Annotated in this window: 24 protein-coding genes and 1 tRNA gene; 15 read left to right on the forward strand and 10 right to left on the reverse strand. The window is 61.2% G+C overall.

Going from position 1 to position 23805, the window contains the following annotated elements; genetic code table 11:
• Nucleotides 1-23 precede the first annotated feature (23 nt).
• The 5 genes from rsgA to EEB13_RS13055 form a co-directional block, all read right to left on the reverse strand.
• On the reverse strand, nt 24-1142 hold the full coding sequence (gene rsgA, locus EEB13_RS13035) for a ribosome small subunit-dependent GTPase A (protein WP_141485413.1): 1119 nt from the start codon (nt 1140-1142) through the stop codon (nt 24-26).
• A gap of 160 nt (nt 1143-1302) precedes the next feature.
• On the reverse strand, nt 1303-2214 hold the full coding sequence (locus EEB13_RS13040; RefSeq protein ID WP_141485414.1) for a glycosyltransferase: 912 nt from the start codon (nt 2212-2214) through the stop codon (nt 1303-1305).
• Nucleotides 2211-3017: an ABC transporter ATP-binding protein gene (locus tag EEB13_RS13045; RefSeq protein ID WP_033235133.1), complete on the reverse strand. Its 807-nt coding sequence runs from the start codon at nt 3015-3017 to the stop codon at nt 2211-2213. Before EEB13_RS13045 ends, EEB13_RS13040 begins: the two co-directional genes overlap by 4 nt.
• A gap of 11 nt (nt 3018-3028) precedes the next feature.
• Nucleotides 3029-3901 carry an ABC transporter permease gene (locus EEB13_RS13050; RefSeq protein WP_033235132.1) on the reverse strand — a complete coding sequence of 291 codons (873 nt, stop codon included), beginning with the start codon at nt 3899-3901 and terminating at the stop codon, nt 3029-3031.
• A gap of 64 nt (nt 3902-3965) precedes the next feature.
• Nucleotides 3966-4529, reverse strand: coding sequence for a bacterial proteasome activator family protein (locus EEB13_RS13055; protein WP_141485415.1), 564 nt, complete (start codon nt 4527-4529; stop codon nt 3966-3968).
• A gap of 131 nt (nt 4530-4660) precedes the next feature.
• On the opposite strand from EEB13_RS13055, the gene EEB13_RS13060 reads away from it, so the two are divergent.
• On the forward strand, nt 4661-5863 hold the full coding sequence (locus EEB13_RS13060) for a cysteine desulfurase-like protein (protein WP_045066388.1): 1203 nt from the start codon (nt 4661-4663) through the stop codon (nt 5861-5863).
• A 16-nt stretch (nt 5864-5879) separates the two neighbouring features.
• On the opposite strand, the gene EEB13_RS13065 is transcribed toward EEB13_RS13060, so the two are convergent.
• A complete protein-coding gene (locus EEB13_RS13065) occupies nt 5880-6869 on the reverse strand; it encodes an NAD(P)H-quinone oxidoreductase (protein ID WP_092805641.1) in 990 nt (329 codons plus the stop codon).
• Between EEB13_RS13065 and EEB13_RS13070 the strand changes: the two genes are divergently transcribed.
• From EEB13_RS13070 to EEB13_RS13130, 13 genes are all read left to right on the forward strand, one after another.
• Nucleotides 6868-8112, forward strand: coding sequence for an alpha-hydroxy-acid oxidizing protein (locus EEB13_RS13070; protein ID WP_141485416.1), 1245 nt, complete (start codon nt 6868-6870; stop codon nt 8110-8112). The two genes, EEB13_RS13065 and EEB13_RS13070, sit on opposite strands and share 2 nt — an antisense overlap.
• A gap of 163 nt (nt 8113-8275) precedes the next feature.
• The gene (locus tag EEB13_RS13075; RefSeq protein WP_033235227.1) at nt 8276-8746 is read left to right on the forward strand and encodes a MarR family winged helix-turn-helix transcriptional regulator; all 471 of its coding nucleotides are present in this window, start codon (nt 8276-8278) and stop codon (nt 8744-8746) included.
• Between the two features lie 53 nt (nt 8747-8799).
• Nucleotides 8800-8889: transfer RNA gene (locus EEB13_RS13080), tRNA-Ser, on the forward strand.
• A 545-nt stretch (nt 8890-9434) separates the two neighbouring features.
• A complete protein-coding gene (amt, locus tag EEB13_RS13085; RefSeq protein ID WP_261984517.1) occupies nt 9435-11111 on the forward strand; it encodes an ammonium transporter in 1677 nt (558 codons plus the stop codon).
• Between the two features lie 58 nt (nt 11112-11169).
• Entirely contained in the window at nt 11170-11472 is a 303-nt protein-coding gene (locus EEB13_RS13090) for an urease subunit gamma (protein ID WP_033235127.1), read from the forward strand.
• 45 nt (nt 11473-11517) lie between these two features.
• A complete protein-coding gene (locus tag EEB13_RS13095; RefSeq protein ID WP_033235126.1) occupies nt 11518-11955 on the forward strand; it encodes an urease subunit beta in 438 nt (145 codons plus the stop codon).
• A gap of 35 nt (nt 11956-11990) precedes the next feature.
• Complete coding sequence (locus EEB13_RS13100) at nt 11991-13709, forward strand: urease subunit alpha (RefSeq protein ID WP_033235125.1); 1719 nt, start codon at nt 11991-11993, stop codon at nt 13707-13709.
• Nucleotides 13710-13718: 9 nt separating this feature from the next.
• Entirely contained in the window at nt 13719-14339 is a 621-nt protein-coding gene (ureE, locus tag EEB13_RS13105) for an urease accessory protein UreE (protein ID WP_230590192.1), read from the forward strand.
• Nucleotides 14323-15036 carry an urease accessory protein UreF gene (locus EEB13_RS13110; protein WP_141485418.1) on the forward strand — a complete coding sequence of 238 codons (714 nt, stop codon included), beginning with the start codon at nt 14323-14325 and terminating at the stop codon, nt 15034-15036. The genes ureE and EEB13_RS13110 overlap by 17 nt, the downstream gene beginning before the upstream one ends.
• 10 nt (nt 15037-15046) lie before the next feature.
• On the forward strand, nt 15047-15688 hold the full coding sequence (ureG, locus tag EEB13_RS13115; RefSeq protein ID WP_033235122.1) for an urease accessory protein UreG: 642 nt from the start codon (nt 15047-15049) through the stop codon (nt 15686-15688).
• Nucleotides 15685-16644, forward strand: a complete 960-nt coding sequence (locus tag EEB13_RS13120) for an urease accessory protein UreD (protein WP_141485419.1) — start codon at nt 15685-15687, stop codon at nt 16642-16644. The genes ureG and EEB13_RS13120 overlap by 4 nt, the downstream gene beginning before the upstream one ends.
• Nucleotides 16645-16681: 37 nt before the next feature.
• Nucleotides 16682-17725: an urea transporter gene (gene yut, locus EEB13_RS13125; protein ID WP_141485420.1), complete on the forward strand. Its 1044-nt coding sequence runs from the start codon at nt 16682-16684 to the stop codon at nt 17723-17725.
• Between the two features lie 89 nt (nt 17726-17814).
• Entirely contained in the window at nt 17815-18741 is a 927-nt protein-coding gene (locus EEB13_RS13130; protein WP_095887669.1) for a D-isomer specific 2-hydroxyacid dehydrogenase family protein, read from the forward strand.
• 6 nt (nt 18742-18747) lie between these two features.
• Here the strand turns inward: EEB13_RS13130 and EEB13_RS13135 are convergent, their stop codons facing one another.
• Together EEB13_RS13135 and EEB13_RS13140 are read right to left on the reverse strand one after the other, a co-directional pair.
• Nucleotides 18748-19152 (reverse strand): DUF4259 domain-containing protein, encoded by a 405-nt coding sequence (locus tag EEB13_RS13135; RefSeq protein ID WP_095887670.1) that lies wholly within the window; start codon nt 19150-19152, stop codon nt 18748-18750.
• A gap of 27 nt (nt 19153-19179) precedes the next feature.
• Nucleotides 19180-19797 (reverse strand): LysE family translocator, encoded by a 618-nt coding sequence (locus tag EEB13_RS13140; protein WP_141485421.1) that lies wholly within the window; start codon nt 19795-19797, stop codon nt 19180-19182.
• A 359-nt stretch (nt 19798-20156) separates the two neighbouring features.
• On the opposite strand from EEB13_RS13140, the gene EEB13_RS13145 reads away from it, so the two are divergent.
• Nucleotides 20157-21152 carry an alpha/beta hydrolase gene (locus EEB13_RS13145; protein ID WP_141485422.1) on the forward strand — a complete coding sequence of 332 codons (996 nt, stop codon included), beginning with the start codon at nt 20157-20159 and terminating at the stop codon, nt 21150-21152.
• A gap of 17 nt (nt 21153-21169) precedes the next feature.
• Here EEB13_RS13145 and EEB13_RS13150 read toward each other — a convergent pair whose 3' ends face one another.
• The gene (locus EEB13_RS13150; protein ID WP_092805655.1) at nt 21170-22039 is read right to left on the reverse strand and encodes an MYG1 family protein; all 870 of its coding nucleotides are present in this window, start codon (nt 22037-22039) and stop codon (nt 21170-21172) included.
• Nucleotides 22040-22075: 36 nt separating this feature from the next.
• Nucleotides 22076-23758 (reverse strand): bifunctional metallophosphatase/5'-nucleotidase, encoded by a 1683-nt coding sequence (locus EEB13_RS13155; protein ID WP_141485423.1) that lies wholly within the window; start codon nt 23756-23758, stop codon nt 22076-22078.
• Between the last annotated feature and the right edge of the window lie 47 nt (nt 23759-23805).

A 23805-nucleotide genomic window follows, 5' to 3' on the forward strand; every position in this document is an offset into this window, starting at 1 on the left:
CCCATGCTGCCAGGGTTCGGCCGTTACTGCCTTCGGCCCCGGTAATGATCCTTGATGCGGCGGGAGAGCACCTTGATCTCTCGCGTGCGTTCCGCCTGCAGTCGGGCGTCGCTGCGTGCGGCGTTCCACGCGTTCTCCCGCTGTAGTTTCCGATAACTTCTGAGTCTCCGCTCGTCGATATCACCGCGTTCGAGTGCGCCCACGACTGCGCACCCAGGCTCGGAGTTGTGTGCGCAATCGGAGAACCGGCAGGCCGAGATCAGTTCCTCGATCTCGGGGAACGTCTTGTCGATACCCTCGCCGGCGTTCCACATGCCGACGCCCCGCAGCCCCGGAGTGTCGATGAGCGTCCGGCCGCCGGAAAACGGAATCAGTTCTCTTGTCACGGTGGTGTGGCGTCCTTTGCCGTCGCCGGCCCGCACCCGGCCTGTCTCGAGCACCCGGCCCGTTTCGAGTACGCAGCTCGCGGCGGTATCACCGAGGAGCGCATTGGCAAGAGTTGATTTGCCGGCGCCGGAAGGACCGAGTATCGCCACGGTGCCGTCCAGAACTGCGTCGAGTACGTCCATCCCCTCGTTGGTTTCTGCGCTGACGGCGAGCACTGTTGCGCCGGGTGCGATGGCGGAGACTTCGGCAAGTACGGCGGAAATATCAGGAGCTGCATCGGATTTGGTGAGCGCGACGACAGGTGTTGCGCCGCTTTCCCACGTGAGTGCGAGTAGTCTCTCGATGCGCCCGAGGTCGACGTCGCCGTCCGACGCCGTGGTGATGACGACGGTGTCGACGTTTGCGGCCAGTATCTGACCTTCGGATTTTCCGGATGCCGCGGATCGAACGATGCTGCTCGATCGCGGAAATATCGAAGCGACCGTGGGTGTTTCGGTCTCGCCCGTGGTGTTGGCGAGCGCAGTGTTGGCGCGCGTGACTTTGGAGACTGCAACCCAGTCGCCGGTACACAGCGAATTGCTGCCACTGAGTGCGCGGACGGTACCGGTCGCGACGGCAATGTCACACTGGCCGCGGTCCACGCGTATGACGCGCCCAGGTTCCGTGTCAGGTGAATTGACAAGCAGTGCGTCGAATGTTTCCGAAAGTGTTGCGTTCCAACCGTATTCGGTCAGTAATGTGCTGTTTTCTGGCATGGTGAAGGTGTCCTCGAGTACGAAGAATCGTGAGTATTGACGGTGCGATAGGTGCAGAACACGACAGTCATCAATACTCACTCCTCGAAAATCTCAGGACGCACCATGCGTCGGTGCAGAATCGTCTCAGACGGTGGCAGAGCGGTGCAACCGAATTAAATTAACTCGGGCGCTCGAACTTCTCTTCCCGGCCGAGTTTGCGCAGTCGCATCCACTCGCGCAGACCTCCGGGATCGCGCCGCGTGATCAGGAAGTACCAGCCGAACCGAATCCATTCCTGCGGAAGCAGTTTGCGCATTCCGGGCTGTGCAAGGATGTACCCACGGTTGCGGTAGGTGAAGAAGCGCTTCGTATCGTTGTCCGGGTATTGCGTGTGCATCCGCCCGCCGAGAATCGGCTTGAATTCCTCGGCGCCGTTGGGATGTACGTAGGCGGTCTTCAGGCACGTGCCGAATTTCAGGCCGGATCGTACGAGTCGACGGTGTACTTCCACTTCGTCGCCGCGGACGAACAACCGAAGATCCGGAACACCGACGGCGTCTATGGCGTCGGCGGTGAACAGTGCGCCGTTGAAGAGGGATGCGATCCCCGGCAGGAGGTCCTCGTCGCCGAGTTCGGAGGTGTCGAGTTCGCTACGCAACCGACGCCACGAGGTGCCGCGGCGCAGGGGGAACGCCAGGCGGTCGGGATCGTCGATGTCGCAGACGACGGGAGAGACCTCGGCAAGGTCGTGTCGGAGCGCGCACGCGAGCAGTGTTTCGAGCACTTCGGGTCCCTCGGGGCGACCGTCGTCGTCGGCGAGCCAAACCCGGTCTGCGCCGAGTGACAATGCATACAGAATGCCAAGGGCAAATCCTCCGGCACCGCCGAGGTTGTGCTTCGAACCGATGTAGCTGGTGGGCAGGGAAGCGCCTTCGACCAGTTCGCGCACCGCGTCTTCGTCGGCGTTGTCGACGACAACGAGGTGATCGAGCGGCCGGGTCTGCGTGCTGAGCACCTTCAGCGATTCGGCCAGCAGTTCACGACGCTTGTGTGTGACGACGACCCCGATGATCTTCTCGGGTGTGCTCACGCGGGCGTCTCCCGTTCCATGTCTCTGATCACGTGGCGGACGTGTTCGGCGGCGTCGTCGCCCTCGTAGGCACGGACGACGTCTTCGATGTCACCGTGCATGCGGATCTGACCGTGGTCGATCCACATCGCGCTGTTGCACAATTGGGCGAGGAACTCGTTGGAGTGGCTTGCAAAAACCAGGATTCCGGAGCGTTCGACCAGTTTCTGCAGGCGTACGCGGGCCTTTTTCATGAATTCCGCGTCGACGGCGCCGATGCCTTCGTCGAGGAGCAGAATTTCCGGGTCGATGCTGGTGACAACACCCATGGCGACGCGCACGCGCATGCCGGTGGAGTAGGTGCGCAGTGGCATCGAGAGGTACTCGCCGAGTTCGGTGAATTCGGCGATCTCATCCATTTTCGCGAGCATCTGCTTGCGAGTCTGACCGAGGAACAGGCCCCGGATGATGATGTTCTCGTAGCCGGAAATCTCGGGGTCCATACCGACACCGAGATCGAAGACCGGGGCGACGCGGCCACGGATGGTTGCCGTTCCTCGGGTCGGTTCGTAGATCCCGGAGAGGAGTCGCAACAAGGTGGACTTGCCGGCGCCGTTATGGCCGACCAGTCCGATGCGGTCGCCTTCTTTGAGGGTCATCGTGATGTCGCGGAGAGCTTCGACGACAACAACATCGGAGTCGTTACGGCCGATGGATCCGCCGGCCTTACCGAGGAAAGCCTTCTTGAGCGAGCGGGATTTGGCGTCGAAGATCGGGAAGTCGACGCACGCGTTCTGCGTGTGGATGCTGACTGGCTGACTCATGTGTTTTTCCTCTAGACCCAGTAGGGCACGCGTGCCCGGTACTTGCGGAGTGCCAGGAGTGCGACTGCCCAGCCGACGACGGTGAGGGCGATGACGATGTACCAGTGGTATGCCTGCTGATCGGTTCCGATAAGTGGTGCTCGGATGATCTCGAGGTAGTGGTACAGCGGGTTGAGTTCGGCAAGCTTCACTCGCTCTGCGGCTTGCCCGCCCTGATCCTTGAGAGCCTGCGTCGTCCACATGATGGGGGTCAGCACGAACAGCAGCAGGGTGAGGCTGCCGAGGATGGGTGCGATGTCGCGGTACCGCGTGGAGAAGATGCCGAACACGATCGATACCCACAGTGTGTTCGCCACGATCAGCACGAATGCGGGTATTGCCGCGAGCGCCGTCCAGCTCATGTTCTGCCAGATGCTGAACGCGAACAGGAGGACTATGTAGATCGCGAAGTTGTGCGCAAAGAACAGCACTTGACGCCACACCAGGCGATACACGTGCACGCTCAGCGCCGACGGCAGCTGCTTGATCAGGCCCTCGTTGGAAATGAAGACTTCGGAGCCCTCGAGGATGCTGGCGCTGATCAGGTTCCAGACGATCAACCCGACCGTGACGTACGGCAGGAACTCCTTGAGCGGGATGTTCAGCAGAGCGGAGTACAGGAGGCCCATCGCCGCGGCCTGGACACCGGTGGCGATGGTGATCCAGAAGGGGCCGATCACTGACCGGCGGTACCGCTGCTTGATGTCCTGCCAACCGAGGCTCAGCCACAACTCGCGCTGCCGTAGTCCATCGCGCAGGTCTTTGAAAGCGCGATGGAAGGTCTGGGAGTCGGACACGGGCACAGGTTGCTCCGACGTCTCGGATTCGGTTGCGGATGCTGACACGGAGGTCGAGCCTACCGGCCCCGGTGCAGTGCGAACTTTTCCTCGGGTGTTGTGGTGGCCGGAGTTACAGATATTGGCCGGTGCCGGGGGACTGTTGGTCGGGGTGCCCGGGGTTCCCCGGTGTGTGCGGGACGCCGATGCTCATGCCAGGAGGTAGTGCACCTTGACGCATTTGTTCGAGCTGGGCACGTGCCGCCATCTGCTGGGCGAACAGCGCTGTCTGGATGCCGTGGAAGAGGCCTTCCAGCCATCCGACCAGCTGTGCCTGTGCGATCCGCAGTTCTGCGTCGGTCGGAACGGAGTCGTCGGTGAAGGGCAGTGTCAACCGTTCGAGTTCTTCGCGGAGTTCCGGTGCGAGGCCCTGCTCGAGTTCGCGGATCGAGGATCGGTGGATTTCCTTGAGCCGTACTCGGCTGGCGTCGTCGAGCGGTGCGGCGCGCACTTCCTCGAGGAGCTGTTTGATCATCGTGCCGATTCGCATGACCTTGGCCGGCTGCTCGACCATGTCGGCGATCGATTCGCCTTCGGGCTCCCTGGCGTCTTGCCGATCGGCGTTTGTCTCCGCGCCGTTTGTCTCCGCGCCGTCGGGGCCGATGACCAGTATCCGTTCTTCCTCTGGCTTGTTCATAGCTCCATCTTGTCGTGTCAGGGCGACAAACTGCACTTAACCCCGAAAAGGTAACCGAAAAGTAACTGTACTGACGGGTATTTCGGTGTCTGCCTTCGACTACAGAGCCGCATGCCCCTAGAGTGTCGAGCATGGCTTACGACGTTGCCCGCGTTCGGGGATTGATTCCCTCACTCGGTGACGGCTGGATCCACCTCGACCCGCAGGCGGGTATGCAGATTCCCGACGCAGTCTCTCGGACAGTGTCCACCGCATTCCGGGCAGCCGCGTCGTCGTCGTCCGGTCGGCACGTCTCGAACCGTCGTAGCGCGGCAATCCTGGACAGTGCTCGTTCCGCCGTTGCAGATCTCGTCGGCGGTGATCCGGCGGGTGTTGTCCTGGGCTCGGACCGGGCGGTCCTGCTGGCCTGGCTGGCGGAGTCTCTGAGTTCGCGACTGGGCCTCGGTACCGGCCTGGTGCTCTCCCGGCTCGACGAAGAAGCAAATGTGGCGCCCTGGCTGCGCGTCGCCGGTCGGTACGGCGCACAGGTGCGTTGGGCGGAAGTTGAAATCGAGACGTGCGAACTACCTAGTTGGCAGTTCAACGAGCTTATTACCTCCACGACGCGACTTGTAGCTTTGACTGCGGCTTCGCCGATCGTGGGTTCGGCGCCCAATGTGCGTGCCGCGGCGGATCGGCTGCACGAATTCGGCGGCCTCATGGTCGTCGACGCTGTTGGTGCTGCTCCCTACGCGCATTTGGATATGGCCGAACTCGGCGCCGACATCATCGCGGTCAGTGCGCCGTCCTGGGGTGGTCCGCAGGTTGGTGCGCTGGTGTTCCGCGATCCCGGCCTGCTCGACCGTATCCCCGCCGTCTCGCTCAACCCGTACGCGCGTGGTGCCGAACGTCTCGAAGTGGGTGGGCATCAGTTCGCGCTGCTGTCCGGGCTCACCGCGTCGATCGATTTCCTCGCAGGCCTCGATGAATCGGCCACTGGCAGTCGCCGCGAGCGCCTCGAAACGTCGATCAGTTCACTGCAGAACTATCAAGACGGCCTTTTCGAGCACCTGCTGCGGTCCCTGTCCGCGCTGCCTCATGTCATGGTCATCGGGCATGCACCGACGCGGGTTCCGACGGTCAGCTTCACGCTCGACGGTACGGCTGCCGACAAGGTGGCAGCGCATCTCGCAGACAAGCGGATTGCGGTCATGAGCGGCACTCACGGCAATTCACGCCTCCTCGACGCGTTGGGTGTCAACGACGAGGGTGGCGCGGTCACGATCGGGTTGGCGCCGTATACGACGCGATACGAGATCAACCAACTTGTTGCCGAACTCGGCACGCTCGGCTGATCTCGTACCTGTTACGTCACTTCACGGTGAGGATGACCTTGCCTACCGTTTCGGGCGAATCCAGCAATTGGTGAGCTAACGGCGCTTCGGCGATCGGAAGCTCAATGGAAACGACCGGTTGGACGGAACCGTCGGCGATCAACGGCCACAGTTTGGCTCGAACGTCGGCCACGATTTCGGCTTTTCCGCCTGGCCCCGTTATCGGACGCCCACGTAGGCCCGTCGCGGTGATGCTTCCGCGTTTCCCCAACAACTTGCCGATGTCGACTTCGCCCTTGCGTCCGCCCTGCATCCCGATGACGACGATGTGCCCGTCCGCCGCGAGGGCGTCCACGTTCCGGCCCAGGTACGACGCTCCCATGTTGTCGAGAATGATGTCCGCGCCGTGTCCGTCGGTGGCTTCGGCGAGAGCGGCGACAAAGTCCTGTTCGCGGTAGTTGATCGTGATGTCCGCACCCAGCTCACGGCAGCGCGCCAGTTTTTCCTCCGAGCCGGCGGTCACGGCAACTCGCGCACCGAGAGCTTTGCCGACCTGGATGGCGTGAGTTCCGATTCCGCCGCCGCCCCCGTGGATCAGCAGAGTGTGTCCGCGGCGCAGTCCGGCGCGCATGACCACGTTGGACCAGACCGTGCAGGCGACTTCCGGCAAGGAAGCAGCGACTCGCAGATCCACTCCCTCGGGTACTGGAAGGAGTTGTGTCGCAGGTACTGCGACCTTCTCGGCATATCCGCCACCGGCAAGCAGTGCGCACACTTCGTCGCCGACGGCCCATCCGGTGACACCTTCGCCGAGCTGGCTGACGACGCCGGAGCATTCGAGTCCGAGGACGTCACTCGTGCCGGGTGGCGGCGGGTAGAAACCTTGGCGTTGCAGGAGGTCGGCTCGGTTGACGGCGGTCGCGGCGACGTCGACCAGAACATGCCCGCGAGGCACTTCCGGATCGGGCTGCTGCGCCCAGGTCATGACCTCGGGGCCGCCTGGCTGGTCGATAGTGATGGCGTACATGGATACGACGCTAGCGAATCGCCCCGCAATAGGAGGGTTTGGCGCTACCGTCGCTGTCGTGACTTACTTCGGGAACATGCAGAACGAGATCTACCTGAGCGGCCTGGGCGGCACCGTCCCGTCGCTGCCCATGACAGCGGCTGGGCTGGAAGCTGCCGCGCGTGAGCAACTCTCACCCGAAGCCTTCGGATATATCGCGGGCAGCGCTTCGACCGAACGCACCGCAGCATCGAACCTCCGGGCGTTCGAGAAGCACGCGATAGTGCCACGCATGTTTCGAGGTGCCGCCGCCCCCGATGCCCGTGATCTGAGCGTCGAGGTGCTCGGTACGCGTTTGGCTGCGCCGATTTTGACCGCGCCGGTCGGAGTGCTCGGCTTGGTACACGACGACGCAGAGGTTGCGGTCGGTTCGGTCACGTCGGAATTGGGTATCGGCTCGATTTTGTCGACTGCGGCCTCGTCGACTATCGAAGATGTCGGCGCGGTGTCGGGAGATAACTGGTGGTACCAGTTGTACTGGCCGGCGGACGACGAGCTTGCCGAATCGCTTGTCCGCCGTGCTGACATCGCGGGAGCGAAGGCCATCGTGGTGACGGCCGATACGCCCGGCATGGGTTGGCGTCCAAGGGATCTGGAACTGGGGCACTTGCCGTTCCTGCGGGCGAAAGGTATCGCGAACTATCTGTCCGATCCGGTCTTCCGCGCAAAGTTGGCGACACCGCCCGAGGAAAGTGCGGAAGCACTGCAGATTGCGGTTCTGACGTGGGTGTCGCTGTTCGGCAATCACGCCGTTCGGATGGCGGATATCGCGAAACTTCGCCAGTGGACGTCACTTCCGATCGCGGTCAAGGGAATTGTCCATCCCGACGACGCGCGCGCCGCGGTTGCGGCCGGTGCCGACGGAATCATCGTGAGCAACCACGGTGGTCGTCAGGTGGACGGGGCGATATCCGCGTTGGACGCGTTGGGGCCCATAGCGTCGGCCGTAGGACATGAAGCTGACATCCTGATGGATTCGGGTATTCGGTGTGGTGCCGACGTGATCATCGCACTGGCGCTCGGAGCAAAGGCGGTTTTGTACGGGCGACCGTGGGTATACGGCTTGGGATTGGCCGGAGCGGACGGCGTCCGCCATGCTTTGCGGAGCCTGCTCGCCGATTTCGATCTCACGATGGGACTGGCTGGGGTGTCTTCGGTGGGGGAAATCGACAGGTCCCTATTGGTGGCCACTTCCGGACATTAGCGCCTTTGGCCGCTTCAGGACTTCAGGCCTCTGAAGAAGACTGAATGTGGCGTATGCAGGTCTAAACTGGGGAGCCGTGACAACTGACACGACAACCGACGAGGCACCCGTACTCCGGGAGCCGTCCAGCGTACCGGCGGAAACGTCGCCTTCGCAGCAGGAAATGCTGCCCGCGCAGCAAGAAACTCCGTGGCTGACGCCTGCCGAGATGCGTGCCTGGCGCGGATACATGGACGGCAATCAGCGGCTCATGGAGGTCTTGAACCGGGAGCTGCAGGATTCGCATGATCTCTCGTTGGCGGATTACCGCATCCTCGTGATGTTGTCGGAAGCCCCGGACGGTTCAACTCGGATGAGTGACTTGGCAGACGGTGTCCTGTCCTCTCGTAGCCGCCTCACGCACCAGATCCGTCGCATGGAGTCTCAGGGCATAGTCGAGCGCACTACCTGCGCCGAGGACGGGCGTGGCGTGCTCGCGCAGATCACCGACGAGGGCCGACGACGCCTCGCTGCTGCCGCACCCACCCACGTCGCCGGCGTGCGCAAAAATCTCGTGGATTTGTTGACGCCCAATGAACTGGAAGTGCTGGCAGACGTCTTCTCGAAGGTTGACGCGGCCATCGGCGATCGCTGAGTAACGGGGAGCCGTTTTCACAGTTCGCGAGTGCACCGGATAGTATCGCCCACGGAAGCGTGGCAGAGCGGCCGAATGCACTCGCCTTGAAAGCGAGCGTGGCGTTAAACCCACCGGGGGTTCAAATCCCTCCGCTTCCGCCAACAGTCCCTCACCTGCTTGCGCAGGTGGGGGACTTTTTTGTCGCCAGCTGCAGAGACACGGTTCAATCTATTTGTTGCAGTACGCAACCTTGCGGGGGTATTCAAGAATGAATCGCGGATTTTGTGGATGCTCAACTGAACAGTTAGGCCACTAATTCGCGTAATTACCTGACCATTCGGATAGGTATTGACGTGGTCTTGGGCAACTTTTATTTCCACTTCGATGTTTTGCAATCGAAAGCATATTAGAGAAGCGCCGCGATGCGGTGTCGCGCCGTAACTGTGCTGACTGACTATTGTTATTGTTCGGTGACCGAAAGAATGAAATAAGTTCTGTCCGTTACTGTTTCGACTCCGAATTCAGGAACTCTCCCTAAGTTGGCAGAGGAGAGCAACCCCACCATTCGGTACGAAATGTGCAACCATGGCACCGGCGCCTTCGGTTGGACATTCGCTGTCGGTGTTAACCGCGCACCGTCGTTCGTACGCGTAACGAGAAAAATCGAGACCTATTACGGTCTTATTACTCGGAGGTGGTTTTACCGATGCTCGCCGAACCCGTTATAAATAGTGGTGACACGGCCTGGGTGCTCATTTCCGCAGGGCTTGTCCTCTTTATGGTTCCAGGTCTCGCGTTCTTCTACGCTGGATTGGTGCGCGGCAGTAACGCGCTGGTGATGTTGCAGCAGAACCTGGTTCCGCTCGGCTTGGTGTCCATCACCTGGGTTGTCTTCGGCTACAGCTTTGCGTTCAGCGGCGACTGGGGATCCGGCTTCCTCGGCGACTTGAAACTCTTCGGCTTGCAGGACATTCACACCGCAGCCGCGCCGGGATTCCACTTGATCGAGGGGGCTGTTGCAGTCCCGACCTTGGCGTTTGTCGCCTATCAGATGATGTTCGCGATCATCACGCCTGCTTTGATCACCGGTGCCACGGCAAACCGTCTCAAGCCGTTGGGGTGGGCTGTTCTCCTTGTTCTGTGGTCGATCATCGTCTATCCCCCGATCGCGCACTGGCTCTTCAATCCTGAAGGCTGGTTGGCGCTCCGTGGGGCGCAGGACTGGGCCGGCGGAATCGTCGTCCACGCGTCGGCGGGCGCCGCAGCACTCGCGATCTTGTTGGTTGTCGGCAAACGCCCGGGCTGGCCGAACGCGGAAGCCGTTCCTCACTCCGTTCCGTTGGCTCTGGTCGGCGCTGGCATCTTGTGGTTCGGCTGGTTCGGTTTCAACGCCGGCGACGGTCTGGCTGCGGATGGTGTTGCGGCGCAAGCCTTGATCAACACTCACATTGCCGCTGCCGGCGGCATGGTCGTCTGGCTGGTCATCGAGCGGTACACCGAGGGTAAAGCCACGGCGATCGGTGGAATCACCGGCGCGGTCGGAGGTTTGGCGACCATCACACCCTGCGCCGGCTTCGTCAGTACGTTCTCCGCCTTGGCAATTGGTGTGCTTGCCGGATTGATCTGCCACTTCGGATTGGCGCTCAAGTCCATCTTCAAGTTCGACGACGCACTCGACGTCATCGCCGTGCACTTTGTCGGCGGCATCCTCGGATCGCTGCTTCTCGGTTTGTTTGCAGAGAAGGCGATCAACCCGATCGGCCGCGACGGACTTCTGTTCGGTGGCGGACTCGGTCTACTCGGTGAGCAGGCTTTGGCTCTGATCACCGTCATCGCCTTCTCGTTTGTCGTGACCTGGTTGATCGCCATGGGAATCGAGAAGACGATCGGGCTCAAGCTGGCTCCGAAAGACCAGGTGAATATCGACCGTCGTCAGCAAGGCATGGACGCATACCGCTACAACCCGGCGTTTGTCGAAGCAGGTGGAGCACCGCAATCGACCGGGTTCGACGGGGGAGTCGTAGCCGACGGAGAAAAGCTTGCTCCACATCCCGATGCGCCGAAGCATGAACTGATCACTGCGGTCCTCCAGACCATCGAGTCGGAGAAGTTGCGTGAGGCATTGCTGGCTGCGGGAGCGGAGTCGATCGTGGTTTCGGAAGCCCATGTGTCCGCGAGTGATTCGGATTCTCTCAAGTTCCGCGGCCAACGCAACGACGTCGTCTTCACCGACCGATTGCGGGTCGAAGTTCTTGTACCGTCCGACCGCGCCCAAGCCGTGCTCGACGCAATCAACCGGCACTCCCTCGGAAGGAGGAGCGGATTTGTGCAGCAAGCCGCGGAACCGTTGTCGGGGTCGAGCGCACCCGGTACCGGGACCTGACCAGCTTTCCAGCTGACCACACGGAAGTGAAGAGTATGAGCGAGAAGGAGTTGTCGGAATGCATCTGACACCGAGAGAACTCGACAAGCTGACCATCCTCATGTTGGCTGACGTGGCTCTGCGACGAAAAGCAAAGGGGCTCAAGCTTAATCACCCGGAGTCGGTAGCTGTCATCACGGCGGCTGCATTGGAGGGTGCTCGCGAGGGGAAAACTCTCGAGGAAGTCATGGCGGACGCGTCGCACGCATTGACCGTCGACGACGTCATGGACGGTGTCGCGGACATGATTCCGCGCGTGCAGGTCGAGGCGGTGTTCCTCGACGGTAGCCGCCTCGTCACCGTGCATTCGCCCATCCAGTAGCCGTAACGAACTCAGGCTGAAAGACCAACTCAGGAGCACCCGAAGATGGCAACAAAATCATCGAAGAAGAATTCCGGCGACGAGAAGAAGGTTCCGGTCGGGGGATACGTCCTGCGGGATGAACCGATCGAGATCAACGAAGGTCGGCCGCGTCTGAAGCTGCGTGTGCGAAATACGGGTGACCGGCCCATTCAGGTGGGATCGCACTATCACTTCATGGAGGTCAATCGAGCATTGTCCTTCGATCGTGAGAAGGCGTTCGGCTGGCGTCTGGACATCCCGGCCGGTACTGCCGTGCGCTTTGAACCGGGAGACGAGAAGGAAGTGACGTTGGTGCCGTTCGGCGGCAAGCAGCGCGCCCACGGATTCAACAGTTTGGTGGACGGTTGGGCTCCCACGCACGCCGCGTATCGCCCGCGCTTGCCCCGTGCCGTCGCTCTTGCAGATGAGCTCGGCTTCTTGTCCGAACCACAATCCGACTGAGCCTCGTTCACGGTGGCCGAAGGAGAGCAATACTCATGACAAGCATTTCACGGCAAGAGTATTCGGGCCTGTTCGGTGTCACGAAAGGTGACCAGATCAGGCTCGGCAACACGGACCTGTACATCGAGGTCGAGGAAGATCTTCGAACCATCGGTGATGAGTCGATCTACGGCGGCGGCAAGACTCTGCGCGACGGTATGGGCCAGGATCCGGCGTCGTGTAGTCGCGATGGCGCACTCGATCTGGTGATCACCAACGTCGTGATCCTCGACGCCACGATCGGCGTCGTCAAAGCCGATGTCGGTATCAAGGACGGCAAAATCGTCGGGTGGGGCAAGGCCGGCAACTCGAGCACGATGGACGGGGTGACGCCGGGACTCACGACGGGACCGGCAACGGATGCCATCTCCGGTGAGCAGCTGATTCTGACTGCCGCTGGTATTGATCCGCACGTCCACCTCGTTTCTCCTCAGCAGGCGTACCACGCGCTCAGTGGTGGTGTGACGACGCTGATCGGCGGCGGTATCGGGCCGTCGGACGGTACCAACGGCACCACCATCACCTCGGGTATCTGGAACATGGAGATGATGCTCAAGGCCAATGAGGGTCTTCCCGTCAACATCGCCATGTTGGGTAAGGGCAACTCGTCCGGATATCCGTCATTGATCGAGCAGATCAAGGCAGGTGCCGCGGGACTGAAGGTCCACGAGGACTGGGGCGCAACACCAGCCGCGATCCGGGCGTCGCTGCGTGCGGCCGACGAGATGGACGTTCAGGTTGCCATCCACACGGATACGTTGAACGAGGCCGGCTATGTCGAAGACACCATTGCAGCATTCGAGGGCCGCACCATTCACACCTATCACAGTGAGGGCGCCGGCGGCGGCCATGCACCGGATATCCTGAGGGTGACCGGTGAGGACAACGTTCTTCCAGCGTCGACCAACCCGACGTTGCCGTACGGCATCAACACGCAAGCCGAGTTGTTCGACATGATTATGGTTTGTCACAACCTCAATCCCAAAGTGCCGTCCGATGTTTCGTTTGCCGAGTCACGCGTTCGCGCGGAGACGATCGGTGCGGAGAACGTGCTGCAGGACATGGGGGTCATCTCGATGTTCTCGAGCGACTCGCAGGCAATGGGCCGTGTCGGGGAGAACTGGCTCCGGGCGATCCAGACAGCCGACTGCATGAAACGTGCCCGGGGAAAGCTGCCGGAGGACTCCAAGACGCACGACAACTTCCGGGTCCTACGGTACGTCGCGAAGACGACGATCAACCCGGCCCTGACATTCGGGTTGTCCCATGTCATTGGTTCCATCGCGCCGGGAAAAATGGCGGATCTTGTTCTCTGGGAACCCGCTTTCTTCGGTGCGAAGCCTAAAATGATCATCAAGAACGGAATGATCAGTTGGCACGCCATGGGAGATCCGAACGCATCGTTACCGACCCCGCAGCCGGTGATCTACCGGCCGATGTTCGGTGGGTTCGGTAAGGCCCTGCCCGAGAGTTCGGTGTCGTTTGTGTCCCAGGCCGCGTTGGATGACGGCATCAAGGATCGACTAGGACTCGAGCGTCAAGTTCTTGCCGTCGAGGGCACTCGCACCGTGACCAAACGCGACCTCGTGCGAAACTCTGCCACTCCGGAGATCAAGGTCGATCCGGAGACCTTCGCGGTGACGGCGGACGGCGTTCACGCGTACGTAGAACCGGCCGAATCCATTCGCCTGAACCAACTTTACTTCTTCAGTTAGGGGACTCCTGTGTCTGAAACAATCGCACACACTCACGGCGAGATGACGGCGCCGACAGGCAAGCCTGCTCGAGTCGACGCGCTGCTCGGGAAGGAGACTGACGAAGAGTGGGCCGGTCGACTCGAGAAGGCAGTAATCGACGTACTTTCACTCGATCAGTGGGAAGCGCAGAAGAGCCGGTTGCGACGCACGACGGTCGGCGGACGTGAGTTGGCGGTGTCACTCGACCGCGGTGTTCAGTTGCAGGACGGCGACATTCTGCTGTGGGACGAGCCGGAGAACACCGTCGTTGTCGCGCGGATCAACCTCAAGGACGTGCTCGAGATCGACCTCAGTGCATTGCTCGACGTGACGCCGGAGAAGATGATCCAGACGTGTCTCGAGTTGGGTCACGCTGTGGGTAACCAGCATTGGCCGGCAGTGGTGAAGGGAATGAAGGTCTATGTTCCGCTGACGGTAGACAAGGCGGTCATGGGTTCGGTGATGCGCACCCATGCGTTCGAGGGCATCGAGTACACCTTCATTCCTGGCTCCGAGGTCATTCCCTACATTGCTCCGCACGAGGCACGCCGACTGTTCGGTGCGGCAGCGCGCGAGGGTGAGGGGCATACCCATGACCCCCTCGTGTGAAGGGTCGCAGCTGAGCATCAACCGTGCGATGCGGATGATGCAGTTTTCCGATTCGATGTTCCCGGTCGGTTCCTTCTCGTTCTCGAACGGGTTGGAATCGGCCGTGGCGCAAGGAATTGTCACCGATGCTCCGTCGTTGCGGGAATTTGTTCTCTCGGCCGCGCATCAGGGTGCGACATGCGATGGTATCGCCGTGCTGGCCGCCCACCGGGGTGCGTCGGACGGTAATTTCTCGGCGATTCTGGCGGCGGATCATGCCGTGATCGAACGCAAACTCAACGAAGAGTCCCGAACGATGACTACCCGGATGGGTAAGAAGCTGGCGGAGCTCGGCGGCCGACTCGCCGGTGAGACGTTGTTCGGCAAGTGGCTATCGGCGATCGAGGCTGGAGAAACCCCCGGCACGTATCCGGCGGGTCTCGGAATTGCCTTCGCGGAGATGGGTTCTCCGGAGCATGATGCCTTTACCGTTCATCAGTACGGTGTGGCGATGACGTTGCTCGGTGCGGCGCTCCGTATCGTTCGGGTAGATCACCTTGCCACGCAGGAGATTTTGTTCGAGGTGAATCAAACCGCAGACGGCGAGTATACGGCCGTTCGCGAGTACGGGCTTGATGACATGTCCAACTTTTCCCCGATGATCGACATTCTGGCAGCGGTTCACGTCAAGGCGCATGTCCGAATGTTCATGAACTAGAAGGAGAATCATGAAGAAGACAACTCGCATCGGAATCGGCGGTCCTGTGGGTTCGGGCAAGACTGCCCTCATCGAGGCGATTACGCCTGAATTCGTGAAGCGGGGAACCAGTGTACTGATCATCACCAACGACGTGGTTACCACGGAGGACGCCAAGCATGTGCGCAAGGCACTCAAAGGTGTTCTCGTGGAAGAACGTATCGTGGGAGTCGAGACTGGTGCGTGTCCCCATACCGCCGTTCGCGAGGACCCCAGTATGAACCTCGCGGCGGTCGAGGACATGGAACGCACGTTCCCGGACACGGATATCGTGTTCATCGAAAGTGGTGGTGACAATCTCACTCTGACGTTCAGTCCCGCTCTCGTCGACTATTTCATCTACGTCATCGATGTAGCTGCGGGAGATAAGATTCCGCGTAAGAACGGACCCGGGATCTCGCAGTCGGACATCCTGGTCATCAACAAGACGGATCTGGCACCGTACGTGAAGGCCGATCTGGGTGTCATGGATCGAGACTCGAAGGGAATGCGCGGTGACAAGCCGTTTGTCTTCACCAATTGCATGACCGGCGAGGGAATCAAGGAAGTGGTGGACCTCATCGTGCACGGTGTCCTCTTCGACGAAGAGGAAGTGGGAGCGAGCGCCAAGTGAGCGCTCCAGCTGCCTCGGGGGCCGCGCGGTCGCTCCCGGGGCCGATCCCGACCGTTCCGGAACTCGACCAGTACCAGGATCAGCCGAAGCAAGCCCCGGCCGGCAAGGTGGGCAAGACCGGGGTGCTCGAGATGCGTTTTGTCGATCGCGGCGACAAGACGATTCTCCGGGACATGTATCGGAAGACGCCTTTACTTGTTCAACAAGCGCTGTACTGGGACGAAGCGTTGCCGGCAATGCCGTGCGTTTACATGATCTCGACGTCCGGCAGTGTGCTGCAGGGTGATCGGCTGTTCCTGACCATCGACATGGAACCCGGATCCTTGGCGCACGTCACGACACAGTCGGCAACCAAGGTGCATCAAATGGATGCGAATCATGCGTCGCAGTTGCAGAAGGTGACCTTGGCTGAGAATTCGTATCTCGAACTGATGCCGGGTGTGACTATCCCGCACCGCAATGCGAGGTACTTCGCACGCACCGATGTCACGGTGGATCCGTCTGCAACGCTGCTATTTTCGGAAATTGTGATGCCTGGCCGTAAGTACCACAGGAGCGCCCAGTCCGATACGGAGCTGTTTGTCTACGACCTGTACTCCACCCTGATCAAGGCGCGGCGCCCGGACGGAGCGGATCTCTTCACCGAGAAACTGGTGATCGAACCGCAGCGTTTCCCGGTGCGATACAAGGGAATCATGGGCGAGTACGACGTCTTTGGCAACGTCATTCTGCTCACTCCGAAAGAGAATGCCGACGAGATACTGGAACAGGTTGTTCCGGGGCCCGATGGGAAGGTCTTCTCGGGTGCGAGCCGACTACCGAACGATGCCGGGTTGATCTTCAAGGTCCTGGGGCCCGAGAGTGAACCGGTCAAAGCCAAGGTTCGTGATTTCTGGTCGCTCGTTCGAAAGTCGGTTCTGGATACCACTATTCCGCCCGTCCCGCTCTGGGGATGACGCGGTTCGCCGGGAGAAGAAGTGTGAGGGATGTGCGATGACCACCATCACCAAACCCTGGGACGATATCGCGGACAGGAACGTCGTGCTGCGATTCATCGACACCAACCTCAAGGGCTCCGGGCAGGTGATGTTTCAGGGCAATGCACTGACCGGCCTATTGTTCCTCATCGGTATTTTCTGGGGTGCGATAGCCGCCGACACGATCACCGTGGCGATCGGCGCGGTAGTGGGTTTGGTGGTGTCCACGGTTACCGGGATGCTGCTGCATTCGGATGACGATTCGATGCGCATCGGTTTGTACGGATACAACGGAATCCTGGTCGGCGCAGCATTTCCCACGTTCCTTGCCGGCGGCGTGATGCTGTGGATTTACCTGGTTGTCGGTGCTGCGGCGTCCACTATCGCCTTTCTTGCAGTTGCCAACGTCTTCAAGACCTGGGGTGTGCCGGCGCTGACCTTTCCGTTCAACCTCGTCAATTGGTTCTTCCTTCTGGCCGCCTTCCAGTTCCTGCGGATCGAAACGTCGGACCTCAGTGCCGCACAGTTCCCGCAGCACATCGGGGATTCATCGGTTCACGCCGACATCACGTTCGGCTTCCTCTGGGACACACTGTTTCGCAACGTCTCCCAGATATTTCTGATCAACAACACCGTCACCGGAATAATCTTCGTGGTCGCCTTGCTCGTTGCGTCCCGGTGGGCGGCGGTGTTCGCCCTCATCGGTTCCGCCGTAGCGATCGGTTCGGTACTTGCGCTCGGCGCAAACACTGTCGACGTCGGTAACGGCCTCTACGGGCTCAGCTCGGTGTTGACGGCTATCGCCTTGGGGTCGGTGTTCTACAACCCGTCGTGGCGTGTGTTTGTCTATACGGTCTTCGGGGTGCTGGTGACGGTAGTCATTCACGGCACCCTGGTCTCGGCCTTCGCGCCGATCAGTCTGCCGGCGGGTACCGGTCCGTTCGTGTTTGCGACGTGGCTGTTCCTGCTGCCGAAGAAGAAGTTCGTTCCCGTCCAGCACGACACCATCAAGGGCGGCGCCGCAGAGGGCAAGGACTCGATCGCGAAAGCAAACGGCTAGAGAACGGGAGATACTCTACGGTGATGGGGACATGACTGCCGTCGTCGGATCGCCCCACCGCCACTTCCCTTGAATAGAAAGCGTCTCTCATGACAGGCACCAGCGCCCCTCGCATCCATCTCGGTCCCGTCGAGGATCCGCACCTTGCCGACGGGATTCGCCGAGCCGGTGGAGTGCTCGTTCCACTCGCCGAGGCCGAGGGCGTCGTCTGGGCGCATGGGCCGGACACGTTCCCGTCGTCGCTGCCCGACTCGGTTCGCTGGGTGCAGTTGCCGTTTGCCGGGATCGAGCCCTGGTTCGACGCCGGCGTCATCGACGACAAGCGGGTCTGGACGTCCGCTGCCGGCGCGTATGCGGGCAACGTGGCCGAGCACACGATGATGCTCCTCCTTGCTGGAGTACGCTCTCTCCCCGAACAATTGGCGGCACAGTCGTGGCGTAAAGAAGAATTCGATCCGCGAGTGGGCACCCTGCAGGGCTCGACGGTGGCGATCGTCGGCTGCGGTGGAATCGGTCGCGCGTTGATCCCGTACCTCGCCGCATCCAAGGTCGAGGTTATCGCGATCACCCGCTCGGGGACCCCCGTCGAAGGAGCCGTCGAAACGCTCTCGGCCGATCGCACCGGTGAAATCTGGTCCAAGGCAGACCACTTCGTAATCGCTGCACCGTCGACGTCGGCGACCCGGCATCTGATCGGCAAGGCGGAACTGGACCAGATGTCGGAGTCGAGCTGGATCGTGAACATCGCCCGCGGAAATCTCGTCGACACGGATGCGCTGGTCGACGCCCTCGAAGCCGGATCGATCGGCGGTGCGGCACTGGACGTCACAGATCCCGAGCCGCTGCCGGACGGACACCGGTTGTGGAAGCTGCCCAACGCGATCATCACTCCGCACGTCGCCAACCCGGCTACGACGCTCACGCGCGTCCTGGCAGATCACGTGGCCGCCAACGTTGCTCGATTTGCTGCGGGTGAGGACCTCGCTGCCGTGATCGATCCGTCGGCGGGCTACTGACCTAGATCAGACCGACAGCACACGCAGATCCTCGAGACCGTCGACAACCGGGATCCGCCAGGCCGCAAGTTCTTCCGGTCCCTGCTCGTCCCAGAGCTCGAACAGTTCCGAGTCGGTCGACGCGATGGTGCGCTCCACCATCTCGATCAGCCACGTGAGCCGCTCGCTGGTCAAGGCGTCGGCAAAGGCGTCGAGAGCAAGTTCCTCGACGGCAGGATCCCGTTTGCGATCGGCGCGCACGATGAGCACCAATTCGAGTAAGGCAACGGCGATCTGGCCGCCGTCCACCTCGAGGTAGTCGTCCTCGAACGCCCATTCCACGGACTCGAAGGTGAAATCACCGTGCCCGATGGATGCAATCAAATCCCCCGCACCGTCGTTCTCGAACGGTCCCGATCCCCACGCGCCCACTGTTGTGCTCTTCTCTGATGTGTCGACTCAGCGCGCTTCCAGCGCGATCTTCGCTCCGAATCCTAGAAGAACCGTGCCGGTCACACGTTCAAGTGCCTGCCGCGCTTTCGGCTTCTCGAAGGTGCTACGGGCGCGGGAGAGAAGCACGACGTAGGCGCTGAGCCACGCGATGGAGATCGCTGCGTGGATGATCACCAGGAGTGCGAGTGACGGACCCGTCGGCCATCCCGCTGGAACCAGTTGCGGCAGCAGGCTGGTGTAGAAGACCGCGATTTTGGGGTTGAGGAGGTTGGTGGTGAAACCGGTTTTCCAGGTACCGGCCTTCTGCGAACGCGGTGCGTCGATGCTGCGCAGTTGGGATGAACGGCTGCCCCACAGCGCTCGCGCCCCCAAATAGATCAGATAGGCAGCGCCGGCGAGTTTCACGGCGGTGTATGCCTCCGCGGAAGCGGCCAGCAACGCCGACAAGCCGAGCACGGTGAGCAAGCCCCATACGAGCAGTCCGCTGATGATGCCTACCGCTACCCGGAATCCGGACGATCGACCGCCGGTGAGCGCTGCCTGCGTCACGACGGCCATGTCCGGTCCGGGCACGAGTGTGAGGAGTGCCAGTACGGCGGCAGCGGCCAACAGGGCGGAGATCATGGACTCAGTATGGGGAGTTGCCTCCTTGTGAACAAATCATGTCGCGTTGGGTCGGAACTGCATGGACACGCCCGAAACGGCAACGGTTCGGCGAATCTGAGGACAAAGTTATCCACACTGTGTAGAACCCTGTTAGTCGAGGTAGGTGGAATAACCTTGATGTAATTCACGTAGTTGTGCACAGGTTATGCACAGTCGTGGGCTGGATGTGAATGAAGTTATCCACACCTGTGTGTGCATCGGTGGAGAACTTGCCAAGAGTGACGCATACCCGGCTTTTGATCGACTCAATCCTCCGGTCGAATCGGCAGCCACGACCGAACAGTCTGACAGGGCGTTATGTGAGAAGGTGGCCACTTATGCGGACGTCAGTGGTACTCGGAGTGATTCTCTCGGTAAGTGCATTCGGCCTCGTCGGTGTTGCGCACTCCGATACAGCTGTCGCTCACCCCGAGACAGAGATCGCTCGTATCGCACGGATCGAGCAGTTGACGCCCACTCGCAGTGCAGTGTTTGTCGACTCCCTGTCGATGCGCCGCGAAGTTCAGGTTCAGGTTCTGCATCCCGCGAGCGCGCCGGGCCCTCGGCCGACGTTTTATCTCCTCGACGGGGTCAGCGCTGGTTCCGAGTCGGGATACACCGAAAGCACGTGGACGCAGAACACCGACATCGAGGCGTTCTTTGCCGACAGGGACGTCAATGTGGTTCTGCCGGTGGGAGGTACCGGTAGTTTCTACACCGACTGGCGCAGCGACGACCCGAACCTCGGTGTGAACAAGTGGGAGTCGTTTCTGACGCGAGAGTTACCGCCCCTCATCGATGAGGTATTCGCCGGGAACGGCACCAATGTTGTCGGCGGCGTATCCATGGGCGCGCTGGCTGCGGGCAACCTGATCACTCGGAATCCGGACTTGTACACGGGATTGGCTTCGTACAGTGGGTGTCTCGACACCACGGCGCCGTACTCACAGGACTTCGTGCGCGCCACGGTTGCCAGCAAGAACGGCGACGCCACGAATATGTGGGGGCCGGCCGGGGATCCGGATTGGCGCAATCACAATCCGTCGGGCAATGCGGAGGCGTTGCGTGGCAAAACGATCTACAGCTCTGCGAGCAGCGGATTGCCTGGAGTGCACAACACAGCCCTCACTCTGGAAGGAGTGACGGCGATAATCCGGGGTGGGCCGCTCGAAGCGCTCGTCTATTCGTGCACCCAGGCCTTCGAGAGCAGGCTCGAAGACCTGGGTATCGCGGGAGTGTTTGCCTACCGGGACAGCGGAACCCATTCGTGGCCCTATTACGAGGATGCACTGCACGATTCCTGGCCGATACTGGAATCCGCACTCCGTCGCTGAAGAACCACGCTGAGGATCTACTCTGCGAGAGCCAATTCCAGCAGCTTCATCGCATCGTCGCGAGTGTGCGCGGCAGCGATGAATCCGGCCTTGTGGCAGAACACAGACGAGTCGACACCGGTTTCGGCCGCCAGATCCGAACCGTTGAGGCCGCGCCACTGCTCCGGCAACAGCTTTCGTGAACCGAACTTCGAATCAGCCGGCTTGACGGTCTGAATCGACCAGCCGCCGTTGGTGTTCGGGAAGATCGTGAACAACAGCTCGGGCTGAGCCGACGCCGCCCGGCCGTGCGGAATGAAGCGTTCCAGGACGACAAATCGCGGATCCGACGCTTTGGCGTACGTGTCCGCGAACTCCTTCTCAGCCGCCGCGTCGCCGGCGTACTTGGCGCGCAAGCGAATCAGGATCTGGGTTGCGAGCGCAACTGCGAGTTCGAATTGTGTGTCGAACTCCTCGTCGGTGGACGAGATGGGATTGAACAGATCCAGAACCGCGGACAGGTCGAATGGCTTGGTGCCGAACTCGTTGAGGGTGTAGATCTCCTGACCGTTGTCGACGGCGTCGATGCCCTCGACCAGGCGGCCGTCGATGCGACGGCACACGGACTCGTCGCCGTTGCAGAACTTCAGGCCGTATTCCTGCCACAACAACCCGAAGGCCGAGTACAGGATGCCGTTGTTGCGTTCGCCCGCACCGCGCTGGTGGTGGTCGAAACGGCCGGCTGCCGGCTCGTAGCGTCCGCCGACGTCGAGCACGATGTCTGCGCTGTTCAGGACGTCCTCGTCACGGGTGCGGACGACGGTGGCGTCGGGGTACAGCTGCTTCAGGAGCGATACGCCGAAGACGTCGTCTGCGTGGAACTTGCCGTTATGGGTCGCGATGATCACCAGTCGAGACTAGGCAATCGGCTCGCTGATGCCTATTCAGCCGACCGTGCGGATGCGATCGGTGGCCGGCGGAGCAACTGGTGAGCCGGAGGTGAACAGGGCAACCAGGGCGTCGAGGTCGTTGCCCGCCCCGGTTGTTTCGATGGCGCTGCGCAGGGCTGTGAACCCGTCGCCGCCTTCGGCGAGGAACTTGTTGACCGCAACACGATAAACCGTGTCCGGGTTGATGTTTTCGCCGTTCAGGCGCATTTCCGAGACGCGTGACCCGGCGGGGGCCTTGCGGTCGAGTGTGTAGGTGAAACCAGCAGACGGGGCGAGGATTCGTTCGAACGGCAAGTATTCCGGCGAAAATTGGAACTGCTGTTCCAGCGCGTCTTTCAGCGCCGCCCCTGTGATGGACAGCACCTCGAGGCTGTTGCCGAACGGTTGCACCGCATGGGCCTGGCGGTATGTCACTGTTCCGTTGTCGAGGTCTTCGCGGATTCCGCCCGGATTGGTCAGAGCGATTTGAGCTCCCCGCGCGGTGCCAGCCGCCAATTGAGCGTCGGCGATCAGGTTGCCAATGGCGGATTCTCCGCTGGGGGTCTGGTCGCGAGTCAGATCGGCGGTGATTGTCCCGACGGGACGTTGTGCCACTTCGGCAGCCGCATTCCATGCTTGATCGGCAAGCGCTGCCGTGTCGGGGTCCGGCGAAATATCGTGTGTCACTATCTGATTGAACGACGATGTCTGATCGCGCAGGACGTCCCGAGTGGTGCGGTCGATCACGACATCCGCGACGGAGACGATGCGACCGTGCGACGCGCCCTGCATCACCACGCGGGGATTTCCGGCGGGATCGGGGTATTCGCAGTTGTACTGCTGATGACTGTCCGCGGTAAAGATGACGTCGACTTTCGGCGATGCTCGCAACGCGATGTCGCGAGCGGGACCGGATGTGACGTTGCAGTCGTTTGGCCCACCCGCAATGTCCGGTTCGTCGCCGCGGTGCAACAGCACGGTGATGGCTTTGACGCCGAAGAAGTCGAGAACGTCCGCGGTGCGATCGATTGCTTCGACCTCGTCGCCGAATTTCAGGGTCGAAACGCCGTCCGGTGCCACGATCTGAGCTGTGTTACTTGCCGCAATCGCAATCACGCCGAGGGGAACGCCGTCCACGATGTCGACCGTGAAGGGCAGCGTCGCCGGTGTGCCATCCGTGTATGTCATGTTGGCCGCCATCAGCGGGAAATTGGCTCCGCCGAACGTGGGGCTGAAGGTGCACGCATTTTCCGCGGAGCATCCACCCGATTCCATCCGACGGAATTCCGCGAGGCCGTCGTCGAGTTCGTGATTGCCGATCGCCGACGCATTGATCTGCATCCGGTTGAGGAGTTCGACTGTTGGTTCGTCGTTGAACATCGACGATTCCAGTGCGGACGATCCCCAGTTGTCACCCACGGAGTAGAGCAACGAATTCGACGCTTGGTTTCGCAGCTGGGACACGTACGCGGCGAGGTATGCGGCGCCGCCCGCGGGGGTGTACGAACCGTCGGCCTGCATGATTTGGCTGCGTTCGCCTTCTGGTGGCAGCAGACTGCCGTGGAGATCGTTGAACGCGAGCAACCGGACCGAGACGGTATCGGGGCTCTGGGCGCTAGCCACGCCAGTCACACTCAGGGAGGTTGCGAGGAGAGAAGTCGCGAGCACAGCACAAGCGCGTGTGATGCCTCGCGTCATACTTCGTGCTCCTTCCTCCGGACCGGTTTCGAACCTTCCTGAGTGTG

Origin of the sequence: Rhodococcus sp. WS3 (assembly GCF_003797085.1) — a bacterium.
Taxonomy (GTDB): domain Bacteria; phylum Actinomycetota; class Actinomycetes; order Mycobacteriales; family Mycobacteriaceae; genus Rhodococcus_F; species Rhodococcus_F globerula.

Bases quoted from the DNA above. Each gene is read 5' to 3' on its own strand.
- amt (WP_261984517.1), top strand. From the start codon at position 9,435: ATGCTCGCCGAACCCGTTATAAATAGTGGTGACACGGCCTGGGTGCTC.
- EEB13_RS13130 (WP_095887669.1), top strand. From the start codon at position 17,815: ATGACAGGCACCAGCGCCCCTCGCATCCATCTCGGTCCCGTCGAGGAT.
- EEB13_RS13145 (WP_141485422.1), top strand. From the start codon at position 20,157: ATGCGGACGTCAGTGGTACTCGGAGTGATTCTCTCGGTAAGTGCATTC.
- rsgA (WP_141485413.1), bottom strand. From the start codon at position 1,142: ATGCCAGAAAACAGCACATTACTGACCGAATACGGTTGGAACGCAACA.
- EEB13_RS13155 (WP_141485423.1), bottom strand. From the start codon at position 23,758: ATGACGCGAGGCATCACACGCGCTTGTGCTGTGCTCGCGACTTCTCTC.
- EEB13_RS13065 (WP_092805641.1), bottom strand. From the start codon at position 6,869: ATGTACGCCATCACTATCGACCAGCCAGGCGGCCCCGAGGTCATGACC.
- EEB13_RS13090 (WP_033235127.1), top strand. From the start codon at position 11,170: ATGCATCTGACACCGAGAGAACTCGACAAGCTGACCATCCTCATGTTG.
- EEB13_RS13070 (WP_141485416.1), top strand. From the start codon at position 6,868: ATGGATACGACGCTAGCGAATCGCCCCGCAATAGGAGGGTTTGGCGCT.
- EEB13_RS13100 (WP_033235125.1), top strand. From the start codon at position 11,991: ATGACAAGCATTTCACGGCAAGAGTATTCGGGCCTGTTCGGTGTCACG.
- EEB13_RS13060 (WP_045066388.1), top strand. From the start codon at position 4,661: ATGGCTTACGACGTTGCCCGCGTTCGGGGATTGATTCCCTCACTCGGT.
- EEB13_RS13140 (WP_141485421.1), bottom strand. From the start codon at position 19,797: ATGATCTCCGCCCTGTTGGCCGCTGCCGCCGTACTGGCACTCCTCACA.
- EEB13_RS13075 (WP_033235227.1), top strand. From the start codon at position 8,276: ATGCTGCCCGCGCAGCAAGAAACTCCGTGGCTGACGCCTGCCGAGATG.
- ureG (WP_033235122.1), top strand. From the start codon at position 15,047: ATGAAGAAGACAACTCGCATCGGAATCGGCGGTCCTGTGGGTTCGGGC.
- EEB13_RS13045 (WP_033235133.1), bottom strand. From the start codon at position 3,017: ATGAGTCAGCCAGTCAGCATCCACACGCAGAACGCGTGCGTCGACTTC.
- EEB13_RS13110 (WP_141485418.1), top strand. From the start codon at position 14,323: ATGACCCCCTCGTGTGAAGGGTCGCAGCTGAGCATCAACCGTGCGATG.
- yut (WP_141485420.1), top strand. From the start codon at position 16,682: ATGACCACCATCACCAAACCCTGGGACGATATCGCGGACAGGAACGTC.
- EEB13_RS13095 (WP_033235126.1), top strand. From the start codon at position 11,518: ATGGCAACAAAATCATCGAAGAAGAATTCCGGCGACGAGAAGAAGGTT.
- EEB13_RS13055 (WP_141485415.1), bottom strand. From the start codon at position 4,529: ATGAACAAGCCAGAGGAAGAACGGATACTGGTCATCGGCCCCGACGGC.